Annotated in this window: 12 protein-coding genes; 5 read left to right on the forward strand and 7 right to left on the reverse strand. The window is 61.0% G+C overall.

What is annotated here, in order from left to right; translation table 11 throughout:
• Window positions 1-367 precede the first annotated feature (367 nt).
• The gene (locus tag ACV4UY_RS00005; RefSeq protein WP_491605624.1) at window positions 368-1,645 is read left to right on the forward strand and encodes a DUF4340 domain-containing protein; all 1,278 of its coding nucleotides are present in this window, start codon (window positions 368-370) and stop codon (window positions 1,643-1,645) included.
• A 99-nt stretch (window positions 1,646-1,744) separates the two neighbouring features.
• On the opposite strand, the gene metF is transcribed toward ACV4UY_RS00005, so the two are convergent.
• The 4 genes from metF to ACV4UY_RS00025 all read right to left on the reverse strand — a co-directional run bounded on the left by metF (window position 1,745) and on the right by ACV4UY_RS00025 (window position 5,113).
• Window positions 1,745-2,641 carry a methylenetetrahydrofolate reductase [NAD(P)H] gene (gene metF, locus ACV4UY_RS00010; protein WP_491605625.1) on the reverse strand — a complete coding sequence of 299 codons (897 nt, stop codon included), beginning with the start codon at window positions 2,639-2,641 and terminating at the stop codon, window positions 1,745-1,747.
• Between the two features lie 237 nt (window positions 2,642-2,878).
• Window positions 2,879-3,442: a hypothetical protein gene (locus tag ACV4UY_RS00015; protein ID WP_491605626.1), complete on the reverse strand. Its 564-nt coding sequence runs from the start codon at window positions 3,440-3,442 to the stop codon at window positions 2,879-2,881.
• A 137-nt stretch (window positions 3,443-3,579) separates the two neighbouring features.
• Entirely contained in the window at window positions 3,580-3,960 is a 381-nt protein-coding gene (locus tag ACV4UY_RS00020; RefSeq protein WP_491605627.1) for a hypothetical protein, read from the reverse strand.
• A 268-nt stretch (window positions 3,961-4,228) separates the two neighbouring features.
• Window positions 4,229-5,113 (reverse strand): HDOD domain-containing protein, encoded by an 885-nt coding sequence (locus tag ACV4UY_RS00025; RefSeq protein WP_491605628.1) that lies wholly within the window; start codon window positions 5,111-5,113, stop codon window positions 4,229-4,231.
• 485 nt (window positions 5,114-5,598) lie between these two features.
• On the opposite strand from ACV4UY_RS00025, the gene ACV4UY_RS00030 reads away from it, so the two are divergent.
• Complete coding sequence (locus ACV4UY_RS00030; RefSeq protein ID WP_491605629.1) at window positions 5,599-7,788, forward strand: DUF6044 family protein; 2,190 nt, start codon at window positions 5,599-5,601, stop codon at window positions 7,786-7,788.
• A 337-nt stretch (window positions 7,789-8,125) separates the two neighbouring features.
• On the opposite strand, the gene ACV4UY_RS00035 is transcribed toward ACV4UY_RS00030, so the two are convergent.
• Entirely contained in the window at window positions 8,126-8,608 is a 483-nt protein-coding gene (locus tag ACV4UY_RS00035; protein ID WP_491605630.1) for a ferritin-like domain-containing protein, read from the reverse strand.
• A gap of 235 nt (window positions 8,609-8,843) precedes the next feature.
• On the opposite strand from ACV4UY_RS00035, the gene amrS reads away from it, so the two are divergent.
• Complete coding sequence (gene amrS, locus ACV4UY_RS00040; RefSeq protein WP_491605631.1) at window positions 8,844-9,911, forward strand: AmmeMemoRadiSam system radical SAM enzyme; 1,068 nt, start codon at window positions 8,844-8,846, stop codon at window positions 9,909-9,911.
• 423 nt (window positions 9,912-10,334) lie between these two features.
• Here amrS and ACV4UY_RS00045 read toward each other — a convergent pair whose 3' ends face one another.
• Window positions 10,335-11,690 (reverse strand): hypothetical protein, encoded by a 1,356-nt coding sequence (locus ACV4UY_RS00045; protein ID WP_491605632.1) that lies wholly within the window; start codon window positions 11,688-11,690, stop codon window positions 10,335-10,337.
• Between the two features lie 357 nt (window positions 11,691-12,047).
• Between ACV4UY_RS00045 and ACV4UY_RS00050 the strand changes: the two genes are divergently transcribed.
• Both ACV4UY_RS00050 and ACV4UY_RS00055 read left to right on the forward strand, forming a co-directional pair.
• Window positions 12,048-12,284: a DUF2249 domain-containing protein gene (locus tag ACV4UY_RS00050; RefSeq protein WP_491605633.1), complete on the forward strand. Its 237-nt coding sequence runs from the start codon at window positions 12,048-12,050 to the stop codon at window positions 12,282-12,284.
• Window positions 12,285-12,619: 335 nt separating this feature from the next.
• Window positions 12,620-13,288 (forward strand): hemerythrin domain-containing protein, encoded by a 669-nt coding sequence (locus tag ACV4UY_RS00055; RefSeq protein WP_491605634.1) that lies wholly within the window; start codon window positions 12,620-12,622, stop codon window positions 13,286-13,288.
• A gap of 154 nt (window positions 13,289-13,442) precedes the next feature.
• On the opposite strand, the gene ACV4UY_RS00060 is transcribed toward ACV4UY_RS00055, so the two are convergent.
• Window positions 13,443-13,685, reverse strand: a complete 243-nt coding sequence (locus ACV4UY_RS00060) for a hypothetical protein (RefSeq protein ID WP_420905858.1) — start codon at window positions 13,683-13,685, stop codon at window positions 13,443-13,445.
• Between the last annotated feature and the right edge of the window lie 53 nt (window positions 13,686-13,738).

Raw genomic sequence — 13,738 nt, forward strand, 5'->3', positions numbered from 1 at the left:
CTCCAGGCAGACCGCCGGAGGCGGTTCTCTCCTCCAGGCAGACCGCCGGAGGCGGTTCTCTCCTCCAGGCAGACCGCCGGAGGCGGCTTGTCTTCGTGAGCCATTCGCCATGGATCGTTGCCAAAAGGCGGCAACGATCCATGGCACATAGGACGGCGCGCGCTTGCGCTTTTTTTCGCAAAAAACGCGAAAAAAAGCTTATCGTGAAAAGCGCGCGAAAGACATAAAGACAAAAGACAAAACAAAATCAACTTCGCGGGGCTCTGCCCCGCCCCCGCCGGGGACGATAATCGCCCCCGGTCCCCCGTAACACTTGCACTTGCACTTGCACATCCAACAACCACTCTTGACGCTTCACGAGGCACCCATGTCCCAAGGCTGGCGCAACAATCTGGTTCTGTTGATCATTCTTGGCCTGGCCGGCGGCGGCCTCTGGTGGGCCGACTCCAAGGAAACCGCCAAGGAGCGGGCAGACCAGGAGTCCCGCGCCATCAGCCCCATCCGCGCCGAAACCGTCACCACCCTGGAGTTCCGCGACAACACAGGCGAAACGTTCACCATCGCCAAAGAGAACAATGGCTGGCAAATCACCGGACCCGCCCGGCTGCGCACCAACAACGAAGCCGTACAAGGACTGTTGGAAATCCTCTCCAAATCCTATGAGAAAAAAATCACCGATACCATCACCGATGCCTCCGCCTTCGGCCTGACAACCCCCCTGGCACGCCTCAAGGTCCAGGACGCCCATGCCGAACGATTGATCCTGATCGGCGGAACCGCACCCGCCTCGACCAAAAAACGCTACCTCGCCCTGGGCGAAAAAGGGCCGGTGGTGATGATCGATGACAAGGAGTTGACCAAACTCCTGCAAAAAAACGACATGCTCCGCGACAAACACCTGGCCAAAACCCAGGCCGTCGATCTGACCTCCATCACGGTCAAACGGAAAGCCCAGGGCGACATCACGGTCACCAAAAGCAACGAAGATCGCTGGGATCTGAAGGTGCCACTCGTCGATCGGGCCGATGACAACCGATTGCGCGCCTGGAGCTTTGCTCTGACCAGCTCATCCGGTACCCAGTTCCGCAAAACCACACCCAACGGCGACCCGGACTGGCTCATCGCGTTAACCACCACCAACGGCGAAACAGAACATATACCGGTTTACAAGAACGAGACAGAAAATCTGGCCATGCGTCCCGGTGAGCCGGATGGACTGTCCTTGCCCAGATACATCATCGAAGAACTGGACAAGAACCCCATGGATCTGGTGGCCATGCGCCCGGTGGCAAGCAAATTGGAAATCAACGGCATGAAACTGGAAAGTGAGGGCAAGTCTCTGGAAGCGGAGAAAAAGGAGGGGAAATGGCCCAACCCGGAATGGAGCACCCTCGAAGAGATGTTGACCCAGGATGCCCACCGCGGAGATGCGCGACGCCAAGGCCCGGCCTGGCTGACCATCACCCTCGGCACCGGAGAACAGACACGGATCCATCCTCTGCACAAAGATGAAAAACACACCTGGATCAGCCCGCCAGGACGCCCGGTATCCCTGGAACTGACCCCGCTCCAGGCGGAAAACCTGGCCAAGGCGGCACAGACCTTGTTGAACCCGCCTGAGACGGACAAAAGCAAACAAAAATAAACCGGTTCACTTCAAAAAGTGAGCCGGTTTACAAAAAACTCGTGCCCAACGGGTCACCCGGCCTACGTTCTCCCGAGTGATCCGTTGGGCGCGAACAACCTACCCGGCATAGAACTCCTCAGACAACGCATCGAGAATCCTCGGTACCGCCAACGACTGATTGAGCGTGAAGAAGTGCAATCCCGGCGCGCCTCGCAACAACAGATCCCGACACTGGGCCACCGCGATCTCCACGCCGGTGCGCAACATCGCCTCCGGATCATCCCGAATCGCCTCGTAACGCGAGGTGAGCCAAGCCGGCAGGGCTGATCCGCACAGCTCGGATAACCGCTTGATCTGCTTATAATCCGTAACAGGCATGATGCCGGGATGGATCGGAACATTCACCCCTTTCTCGCGACACGACGCGACAAAGCGGAAATAGACCTCGTTTTCGAAGAAGAACTGGGTGACCGCGAAATCGGCACCCGCCTCGACCTTGCGCCGGAAATGCAGCTCATCCCGCGCTTTGTCCGGGGTCTCGGGGTGGCCCTCGGGATAGGCGGCCACACCCAGACGGAACTCGGGGAAATACTCGCGGATGAAGGCCACGAACGGCTCGGCATGACGAAACGCGCCGCGCTCGAAAGCGCCCTCTGGTTCCCCGCGCGGCGGATCCCCGCGCAAGGCCAGGATCGACGGAATGCCGCATCCCTGATAGAATCGCAACATTTCGGTCAGTTCGGCCCGACTGGCTCCCACGCAGGTCAGATGGGCCACGGTGTGCAAACCGGTGCGTTCATGCACCTGACGCACCAGCTCACCACTCCCGCTCTGACGGCTTCCGCCTGCCCCGCAGGTGATGGAAACGAAATCCGGACGGTGGGGAATCAACGTTTCGAGCGTGTTCCAAAACAGTTTTTCCCCCTCGGGCTGACGTGGAGGAAAAAACTCGAACGACAATCCGGGTCGCACCTGCCTGCTCCCGTCATTCACCCGCCTGGCATCCATGATCATGGCATCCCTTCTGATGTCCGGTTCTCATCCCGACAGGATCCCTTCCCGGATCCCAAACATAAACGGTAAAAACGGGATCGATCGTCACCTTTTCCGGCGCCGATCGATCCCGTCCACCTGCACAACACACGGCCAACACCAAACCAGCCGCCGGCGCGGGCGCGTCATCAACGCCAAACCAGCCGCCGGCGCGGGCGCGTCATCAACACCAAACCAGCCGCCGGCGCGGGCGCGTCATCAGTGATGCTGGTGGTCCATCATCCCAGGCATCATGGCCGGCAGTTCGCACTTCTTGCCGCTCTGCACATCCGTGCCGCACTTGGCGCAGCAGCCATCCTTCATGGCCTCGTGATCGCACTTGGCCGGGATGGGGCATTTGTCACACCCCTTGCCCGCCATGGCGCCCGGCTTGCAGGATTTTTTGCCTTGTTTCATCTTGGCGCAAGCATCACGCTTCTTGTCGCACGACAGGGCCTTCTTGGCGCTCAAATCGCACTTCCTGGCGGACTTGGCGCATTTGGCGCATTGACCGTCTTTCATATCCGCCGCCACGCAGCTCTTTTTGCAGCACGGACAGTTTTTGCCTGCCGCGGACATGCCCGGCGACACCTCAACCGGCGGCTTGGCCACTTCCGCGACATGAACCTGGGGTTGTGGCGCGACAGTCGTTGCCTCGACCATCTCCTTGCCGGTCGGAGGAACCGGCTCGGGAGTCGCCGCGCAACCGGCCATCCCCATCACCAATAAAATGCCCGCCACAAGACGCAACCGCGTCAATCCAAACCACCCCTCTCGCAACATGCCCCTCTCCCCTTGGATACGAACGAGTCGTGCATCGCGCTCGGGGTGGACGACAATCCACGCCTTGACGATCGCGCGACAACGAACCGACAATGTTTCGCCCCCCGGAAAAAAACGCTCCAGGACTCAGATGCGGATCATTTGTCCGCGGCTTTGGCCTTTTCGGCGGGAGCGTTGAGTTTGCGCAGGATGGCGGCATTGCGCTCCGCGAGTTGATCCATCTGCTCGGTGACCTTGCGCAGCAGGGCCGAGTTGCGCTCGGACAGTTGCGCTTCACGCTCCGTGGTCATGCGCAGCAGAGCCGCCTGACGATCGGACAGTTGACGCATCTGTTCGGTGGTTTTGCGCAGCAGGGCGGAGTTGCGCTCGGCCAGCTGATCCATTTTCTGATTCACCTGTTTTTCCAGGCTGGCAATCCGTTTTTCCAGCGCATCGACGCGCGGATCCTGGAGAACCGCGGACTGTTTGGCTTCGGATTTGTTCGGCTCTCTCTTCTTGACTTTCTTTTTTTGTGCCATGACATCCTCCAATCAAGAGTCAGATGTTCCTCAGAGGCTGTTTGGCCAATGCCAAACAGCCGACGCGCGCCATGGATGGCCCGCCAAATTGCGCAGCAATTTTAAAAAGCACGAATCGTTCTTTCGACTTGTGCAGGTTTGGTGATTCCATGCATGGAATCACCAAACAGCCGCTCATGGATGCGATGATTGCAGCCCATGCGACTGTCGATGCGTATTAGAACATACTTCTAAACAAAAATCCAAGCCAATCATGGAACTTGCGCACTCAATCGCCCCCCTCGGCGGCGCGCAACCGTTCCAACTGGCTGGTTTCCAACCCGAAAAAGGTCGCGATGGGCTCTTGCGCGACCAGCCACGCCGACGGAGTATCCCCGCCGCACACCGAGGCGGCCAGATGCAGAATGGCCCGCAGGACCAACAAACGGCGTTCGCTGGCCTTGCGACCGGGGCGGTTGAAATCGTCCACCCGGTGATGCACGCCCACCAGATCACAAAGCGACTCCGGAACCTTCCAGGAGCGTAGCAGCCAATAACCGGTCAGGGTATGGTTGGTGCCGTAGCGGGCATTCTCGGCGGCCACCAGATCAACCGCCCCTTGCCCATGGGTCTGCCGGCAAAAAAGAGCATAATCCGGATAGGCACGCAGCATGGCGATCAGTCCACAGTCATGCAGCAATCCGGCGGTATAGGCCTCGTCGGGCGCCACGGCGGGAAGATAGCCATTCAGACAGTTGGGCGCCACCTCGGGGAGACGGCGCGCCAGACGGGCGGCCAAACGACCCGAAGCCACGGCACGCAGACGCAGGCTCTGCATGGGCCCCTCGCGAGCCACCAGGGAGGCGCTCAGGAACTGCTCGGAGACGATGGCCCGCACCCGGTCGAAGCCCAACAAGGCCACCGCCCCCTCGATGGAGGCGACCCGGCGTTTCCACCCTTCCAGCTCCTGGTTGGCCGCGCGCAACACCGCCGCCGCCAAGGCCACATCCTCGAGGATCAAGGCGGTCACGGCCATCGGATCGGGTGCAAAGCCGGATTGGGCGCGCATCGCCTCCAGCAACAGATCCGGACGCGAGGGCATGACCAGATCCCGGATCAACTCCCTGGCCCTCTCCGCGCGTTTTTTCTCCACACTCTTCGCGTTTCCCGCCATCGTCATCCCGCCACCCATCGCTCGAGCCAACCTCGTCACCGTTTCGCGAGGCGATCTTGATCGCGTCGAGTATAGTCCCAATGCCCGCGGAAGGCCATATCCCATCGCATGGAGCACCACGACCAACCCGTGCAAGCGATGATGACGCATGGCGGGTCAGCGCGTTGATCAACCTGGCGACCGCTTGCCGAGCTTAACCATGTTGGCGGGAGAACCCCCTCACCCCCCGTACCATGGCCCTCCCTTCGGGAGTTCCATGGGAACTTGCATGATGGGGGAGAACCCCCTCACCCCCCGTACCATGGCCCTCCCTTCGGGAGTTCCATGGTAAAATGCCGTTTGAACTTGACTCTGGCGGATTGAATCATTAACGTGATCGAATGGCGGATAATTTTCGCCCGTCCCTTGCCGTGGACCCCCTCTGACCAATCCGGGCATAAGGACCAACCCGCCCCGCGTGCTCTTGACCGCTCCGGATCCGTGCGATGTTTCAACGCCTCACCTCTGCCGACGCCAACCAGCCCGAACATCCGCCCCGCCGACTCCTCTTCTGGCTGGCCTGGTCCCTGCTGATCTCGGCCATCTATTGGATCCTGGGCCCCTACTCCTACCTGCGCATCCAGGACAACGCCGATTTCAACATACCCTTGAGAATCGCCGCGGCCCGCGATCTGCTCACCCACGGGATCACCTACTGGCAACCCAAGTTCAGCACGGGCATGCCCTCCCTGATCCACCCCAATGTGGACAGCTTTCTCATCGACGGCCTCCCCTATCTCCTGCTGCCGGCCTGGGCGGTCCACGGTCTGGTGATGTGGTTGCAACGGTTTCTGGCCGGCTACTTCACCTTTCGCCTCTGCCGCGAGATACTCCGCTTCGATCCCGTCGCCGCCACCTTCTCGGGATTGGCCTTCTCCCTGTATCTCTGGGGGGTCCAGGACATCCGACTGCTCGATGCCCTCGGCCTGCCAGCCATTGCCATGACCTTGCTGCTGTTCGAAAACATTCTCGCCCGGCCTGGTTGGCGCCCCCTCCCGCTGGCTCTGCTGCTGGGACTCTTCACCGCCCTGGTGGCCCAATCGGTTCTCTACACCTTCTTCATTCTCGTGGGTTTGCCGTTCTGGTTCCGGATCGTGCGAGGCCGGCGGACCGCGGCAATCTGGGCTCCCTGCACCCTGTTCGCCCTCGGCATCACCTTGGGCGAGACCCCGCAACTGCTCGCCCTGCTCGCCTACAGCCCGGTGACCTCCCGAGGCATGGATCCGTTGACCGGACCCATCCCGATCCCCTCCCTCGCCGACATGTTCCACCAGGTGTGGGATGTCATCGGCTGGCGTCTCTTCCCTCAGAACGGCCTCTATCTGGGCCTTTTTGCGATCGGCATGCTGATCGCCAAGGGCCGGGCCACCTGGGCCTGGCGACTCTTCGCGCTGCACATGATCGTTGCAATCGGCTCCGAGTTCGGTTTCTGGCTGCAATGCATGTGGCAAGAGTGGATCTCGCCGGGACGGGGTAACCTTCTTGATTTCAATCAGTTCACCATCTTTCTAGGTCCGCTTCTGGGTGGGGCCGGGCTCCATTTGGCACGCCAGAACAACGCAACCCTCCCCAAAGCCGGTCGCATCGGAATCACGACCATCACCGCGCTCGCCCTGCTCCTCCCCCTGATCAGCTGGAGCGACACCACCCGCAAACTCCTGCACCGGTTCTCCACGGACAACTTCGCGGTACAGTTCCAGAATCCGGTGCTGAAAAAACTCGGCGCGCTCGGCGACCACGCCACCACACCCTTCCGGGTCGGCAGCGTCGGCACCTGGCCGCCAACCGTCGCCAGCGCCTCCGGGGACCGGATCTACCCGGCACAACTCCATGCCTACGGCCTCGAAAGCGTGGATGGGTACTACCGGCTCCATTCGGCCCGCTACCACCAATTCTGGCGCCGGGTGATCGCCAAATCCCTCGCCGCCCATCCGGAACAACGGGAACGCACCATCAAATGGTATTACCTCTTCATGCGCCCGGAACCGCGCTTCGCCGAGCGCGCCACGCTCCAGGTAAACGACTGGTTCAACATCGAACTGCTCTCCCTGGCCAATGCCCGCTTTCTGATCTCCCAATGGCCATTGCAACATCCATCGCTGGCGCCATGGCACGATCCGCGCGAGGAGTTGGCCCAGGGCCGGACGTGGGAGGAGAAACGGCTGCGGGAGAAGGTCTGGATGACGTTGACCGGATCGATCCCCCACAACGCCTATTACGTCTACGAGAATCGCGCGGCCCTGCCTCGACTGATCGTGCCGGAACGGGCACGGCTGTTCGAGGATGGATCCACTCTGCTCGATGCCATGGAGCGGGCCACCCTCCAGGAGTTGGCCACGACTCTTTTCATGGAGCGGCGCGATTTTCCGGAGTGGTCTGAAACCTTCCGCCCCCTTGCCCAGGGCGAGGCGCGCTTCACCCGCTACACGCCGGATCATCTGGAGATCACCGCCACCAGCCACGGCGCGGGATGGCTCCTCATCACCAACGCCCACGACCCCTACTGGCGGGTGACGATCAACGGAACGCCCGGAACGATCCGACCGGTGGATCACGCCTTTCAGGGGATCGAACTGCCCGCCGGGGAGAGCCGGCTGGTGTTGGATTACCATCCGCCCTACCGGCCCGGAAAATAACCCACCCACCGGGATGCACCCGAACGGAACCAAAGAAAAAGCCGGAGAGTCTCCTCCCCGGCTTCTCGACCGCAACCATCATGGGATGCGTCGTTTTCCTCAAGGCTGCCGAGCCAACCATGAGCGTCGTTTCCAACAAACGGAAACGACGCTCATGTAAAGCTGCGCGCGGCGCATTGCAAGAGACGCGAAACATGCTTCTTTGTAGAGCGCCCTAAAATCAACAGCAAAACCCTGGGATGGGAATCTCCCAGACGCTCTCTTTTTTTCGACGGTCAAAACGACACCTTCCAAACTGGGTGCGGTTTCGCATTTTTCTTGACAACCCCTCCGCGATTCACAATCCCGGACGGTCATCCTCGTCCATGTCGAGGCTGCGCAGGAGCTTGGTCAAGGCCGTCGCATGGCTCACCTCTTCCTTGGCCAGATCCAGGCAGTAGCTCTTGACCTCCAGATCGGTGCTCTCTTCGGCCAGGCGGGCATAAGTCTGCATGGCACGATTTTCCAGGTCGATGGCCAGACGCAACACCGCACGGGGATCGCCGTTCTCGATGATCGTCATCTCGGCGGCGGGCAGAACCGGTTCGGGAGAGTTTTCCAGTTGCTTCAACAAGGCCGGCAGATCCATGTCCTTGGCGCACGGGGCATTTTTCAACCGATTCACGAGAGCGGCGGCGTGATCGTCTTCCATGCCGCCGAGTTCCAGGAACAGCATCCTGGACTCGTCATCCTTCGTCAACTCTGCCGCCTTGGCGAAAAACGCGGAAGCGTGAAGCTCGTTACGCAGGGCCTGCTTGATGATATCAATGGCTTTTTCCATGCATCACTCCTTGGACGTTGAAAGTTCGTCGAACCCCCCCGCGACATGCATAACAACCGCGCAGGCCATGTCTATTAAGCCACAGATGGAATAGGAATTCAATGCTTCCTCGGGTATGATGATGCCACCCACGCCCTCCTGCCCTGGAACTCCCGTCGGGGAGGTCCAGAGTTAAGAAGGTGCAGGGGTTCTCCCCCTCAATGCCAAGTCAAGGATCGCACGGAACCGAACCGCCATGACACCCACCCGCTTCTGGCGCACTCTGGAGAACGACAAGATCGTCTGCGAACTCTGCCCGCGTCACTGCGAGCTGTCCGAAGGACAACGGGGCTTCTGTTTCGTGCGCGCCCGCGAGTCCGATCGGCTGGTGCTGACCACCCATGGCCGCTCCAGCGGCTTTTGCGTGGATCCGATCGAAAAAAAACCGTTGAACCATTTTTATCCAGGCACCTCGATCCTCTCCTTTGGCACCGCCGGATGCAACCTGGCCTGCAAGTTCTGTCAGAACTGGGACATCAGCAAATCCCGACACATGGAGCGCATCGCCGAGAAGGCCACCCCGGAGATGATCGCGACCGCCGCCGCCCGCGCCGGTTGCCTGAGCGTGGCCTATACCTACAACGATCCGGTGATCTTCGCGGAATACGCGGTGGATACCGCCCTGGCCTGCCGGGCGCTCGGCGTCCGTTCGGTGGCGGTCACCGCCGGCTACATGGAGCCGGAACCGGCGGCCTGGTTCTTCTCGCACATGGACGCGGCCAACGTGGATCTCAAATCCTTCTCCGAGACGTTCTACCGGAAACTGACCGGCGGGCACCTGCAACCGGTCCTCGACGTATTGAAACACCTGGCGCGGGAGACAAACGTCTGGGTGGAGTTGACCACCTTGCTGATTCCGGGTCAAAACGATTCAGACGCGGAACTCCATGCCCTGACCAACTGGGTGGCCGAGGAGATGGGACCCGAGGTGCCGATCCACTTCACCGCCTTCCATCCGGACTGGCAGATGCGCGACCTGGCGCGCACCCCGCTCGAAACCCTGCTCAAGGCACGCCGCATCGCCCTGGAAAACGGCATCCGTTTCGCCTTCACCGGCAACGTCAACGACTGGCGCGGCGGAAGCACCTGGTGTCCCCGTTGCGGGGAGCTTCTGATCGAACGGCGCGGCTATCAACTGGGACGCTGGGGAGTCACCCCCGAAGGGAACTGCCAACAGTGCGGCATGGCCATTCCAGGCCGTTTTCAAGAAACTCCGGGCACCTGGGGGGCGCGCCGGACACCGCTGCGGGTGGGGGAGGCATGATGGTATCGCTCCGCGCGGGCCACGAAAAGACACGCACGATTGCGACCAGCAGCGCGGCACGAAATACGCCTCGTTGGCCATGCGCAGGGTCTCACCCGCCTGCTCGATCACGAACAACCCCTGGTGAATGGCGAAACGGCGCACATTCTCATCGATCACCATGGCCGCCACGGCGCCACAGGCCCGACAATCGGCGTAGCGCGGAAAGAACGCCTTGAACTCGGCAATCCGCTCCAGGCGCTCCCGAACAGGGTATCGCTCATCTCAGTCTCCGTCGCTCAATCCCAAAACGTGTGGAACCAACGACCCAACAAGCCTACCATAGCACGAAGCAAGGTTATTTCCACGCACTTCGTCAACAACCGATCAAGTCTGATCCACCCCTTTCCCCAAAAGGGGATCGATCCCGAATCCTGTCGTGGCTCACCTTTCGGGCATGGTGTTCCCCGGTGTGGGAGCGACAGGCATATCCTTGAAGAAACTGGCGAAATCCGGCATGACCGGCGCTTCGGGCGGCTTGATGCGCAAAGCGAACCACAACGCATACAGCTGAACCCCCCCCACCGCGATCCAGCCGATCCCGGCCAGCACCAGCAGAGATTCCCACCCGGTCGGAATCCCCACCAGCAACGCCACCACCGAACCGATCACCAGTCCCACCTGAACATCGACGACCCGCTCCGGTGTGAGATCGTCCATCATCGGGATCTCGACCAGTCCGGCCAGCGAACTGAAACGATGGAACCAAACCAGAAACGGCACAATCTTATGCAGCATGCCGATCATGACAGGAGTCACCCAACCCAACACAAAAAGGGTGGCAAAAAGAAACCGCCACCCCCCCTCCTCGGTGGCGGGCCATGCCGCGAGCAGGACAAGCGCGACCACGGCGCACCCAAACCCGAACAGCCACAGGCGCAGGGTGGGATCGACCCGTTTGCGTTTTCTCTCGCGCAGCATGGTCCGGATGGTGATGGCATATTGGATCAAACCAGCCAGACCCGGCAAGGCGGCGATCCAAACCCAGATGGCGTCCACGCCGGCGACGACCAGTGCCACGGGAAGCAGCAGCAGGGAGATGGCCAGGCCGATCAGGATGCGGTGTGACTCCTGGGCGGGAAAGGCCGGGGTCATGTAGAACATCGGCAGCACCTGAAAGGAAACCCCGAGGATCAGCACCCCCATGCCGCCGAGCAGTCCCCAGGCAAGGTGGATCCCCACCAGGATGCGCCGGTCGAGGTCGATGAATCCAAAGGCATGTTCCACCAGAAAAATCACCCCGAACAACGTGGTTCCGACCAGGCACGCCATGGCCAACCGCATGCCGTTGACCGTGGGATGTTTCGCCGGAGCCTTGACCAACGCGGCGGCAATGGGTACAAGAAATCCGCCCAAGGCCATGAGCAGAACGACTGCCGCGAAAACAAGCACACCCGGCACCATCGGTTCGCTGGCCAGACCCAGAGCAAGCGCGAGGGTACCCACGATCAATCCGCCATGGACCCAAGGGATGGTTCCGGGCCAGGGTACCGGGATGCCGGCCAGAACCGGAATCATCTGGATCATCGCCCCGCAAACGATCATCACCATCCAACCGAGCAGCAGCAGATGCAAGGTGGCCACGCTGATCGGCATGAGCGGCGCGATGAAAAGTTCGCCGCCCCAATGGATCATCCCCGCGCCGGCGAGCATGAGAAACAGCGGCGCGGTGGCAAAGAAACGAAACGGCAGGCTCATGGGAGGGGCCTGATCGATGCGCAGTCCGGCGGTGGGTAGCATGGGTGGTCTCTTCGATGTATAGGAATGGATGCGAGAATGATATTTTTTCGCGATCGTTGCGCCAGGATTGATGAATGTCAAGGCCGTCATGACCACGAAGGTTTATCTTCATTCCGCGACACAGGCGCGATCAAGGGTTCAAACGCGCAACGGGGTGGTGAAGGGGGCGGTCGCAGGCCTGGACCGCCGCACAGGTTTACCATGGAACTCCCGAAGGGAGATCCCATGGTACGGGGGGTGAGGGGGTTCTCCCCCCATCATGCTAAGTTACCGTGAAACTCCCGAAAGGGATGCTCATGGTCCGGGGGGCGAGGGGGTCCTCCCCCCATCATGCCAGTTTACAAACAAGGACACACCATGAACAATACGGTATTGAATCTGACGGGCATGGATGACGCGACGCGTCTGGAGCGTTTGAGCGCCAGTTTCGCCTCCCTGACCGAGGGGGACGCCCTGGAGTTGATCGGTGACGCGTCGTTGGCAACCCTGCTGGAGCCCTTTCAGGCTTCCAACTGGGGGAAGTTCGACTGGTTGCCTCTGGAGAACGGTCCGGAGCGGTGGCGCGTGAGCATGGGTGGTCTCTTCGATGTATAGGAATGGATGCGAGAATGATATTTTTTCGCGATCGTTGCGCCAGGATTGATGAATGTCAAGGCCGTCATGACCACGAAGGTTTATCTTCATTCCGCGACACAGGCGCGATCAAGGGTTCAAACGCGCAACGGGGTGGTGAAGGGGGCGGTCGCAGGCCTGGACCGCCGCACAGGTTTACCATGGAACTCCCGAAGGGAGATCCCATGGTACGGGGGGTGAGGGGGTTCTCCCCCCATCATGCTAAGTTACCGTGAAACTCCCGAAAGGGATGCTCATGGTCCGGGGGGCGAGGGGGTCCTCCCCCCATCATGCCAGTTTACAAACAAGGACACACCATGAACAATACGGTATTGAATCTGACGGGCATGGATGACGCGACGCGTCTGGAGCGTTTGAGCGCCAGTTTCGCCTCCCTGACCGAGGGGGACGCCCTGGAGTTGATCGGTGACGCGTCGTTGGCAACCCTGCTGGAGCCCTTTCAGGCTTCCAACTGGGGGAAGTTCGACTGGTTGCCTCTGGAGAACGGTCCGGAGCGGTGGCGCGTGACGGTGCGTCGAGTGCCGGGTGGCCGGATGCGCGGGATTGGCGAATTCATGGGATTTGACCACGAACGGTGCGACGAGCTTTATGCCGAGATGGAAAACGCCGCCCAGGCCGGGGATCTGGAGACGACCCGGCAACGGTTCGCCGCCTTCCAGGTCGCCATGGTGCACCATTTCGACATGGAGGAAAAGCGGTTCTTCCCGGCCTTCGAGCAGGCCACCGGCATGACCCAGGGTCCGACCATGGTGATGCGCATGGAGCATCGGCAGATGCTGGGGGTAATCGGTCAGATGGGACAGGCGGTCGCCAGCGGGGATGTTTCCGGGGTGACCCGGGGCGCCAGCACGTTGATGGTGTTGATGCGTCAGCACAACATCAAGGAGGAGCAAATGCTCTACCCGATGGGGGACATGCATCTGGGGGACGTGCAACCGCTGCTCAAGGCGATGCAGGCGGTGTAAGAGCGACCGACCTGCTGGCGCGTGGAAGGGGAACCGGGGCCTGGGGCGGGCAGCCCCAGATTCCTTGCGCCGGGGCCTGGGGCGGGCAGCCCCAGATTCCTTGCGCCGGGGCCTGGGGCGGGCAGCCCCAGATTCCTTGCGCCGGCCCCACCGCTCACGCCATCATGCGGTCCACCGGCACGGTACGGGCCGGATCCATCCAGCCGATCGTGCGCCGACGGCTCTGTTCCACCTCCCGCTCGGCTTTCCAGAGCGGTTGCGGAGTGATCTCCAGCACCACCATCCCCAACGCCGGGTCGATGTGGTCGAGGGCGGCCAGCAGTTCATCCTTGCGTTGCCGATCCATCAACAGGCCGCGAATCCGTTTGCCATCGAAAAGTTCCACCACGTATTTCATGGTTTGCCTCCGGGACTGCATCCATCAAGAGCGAAAGAGGTTCTGAACACGCC

The sequence above is a fragment of the Candidatus Magnetaquiglobus sp. genome, assembly GCF_058402785.1.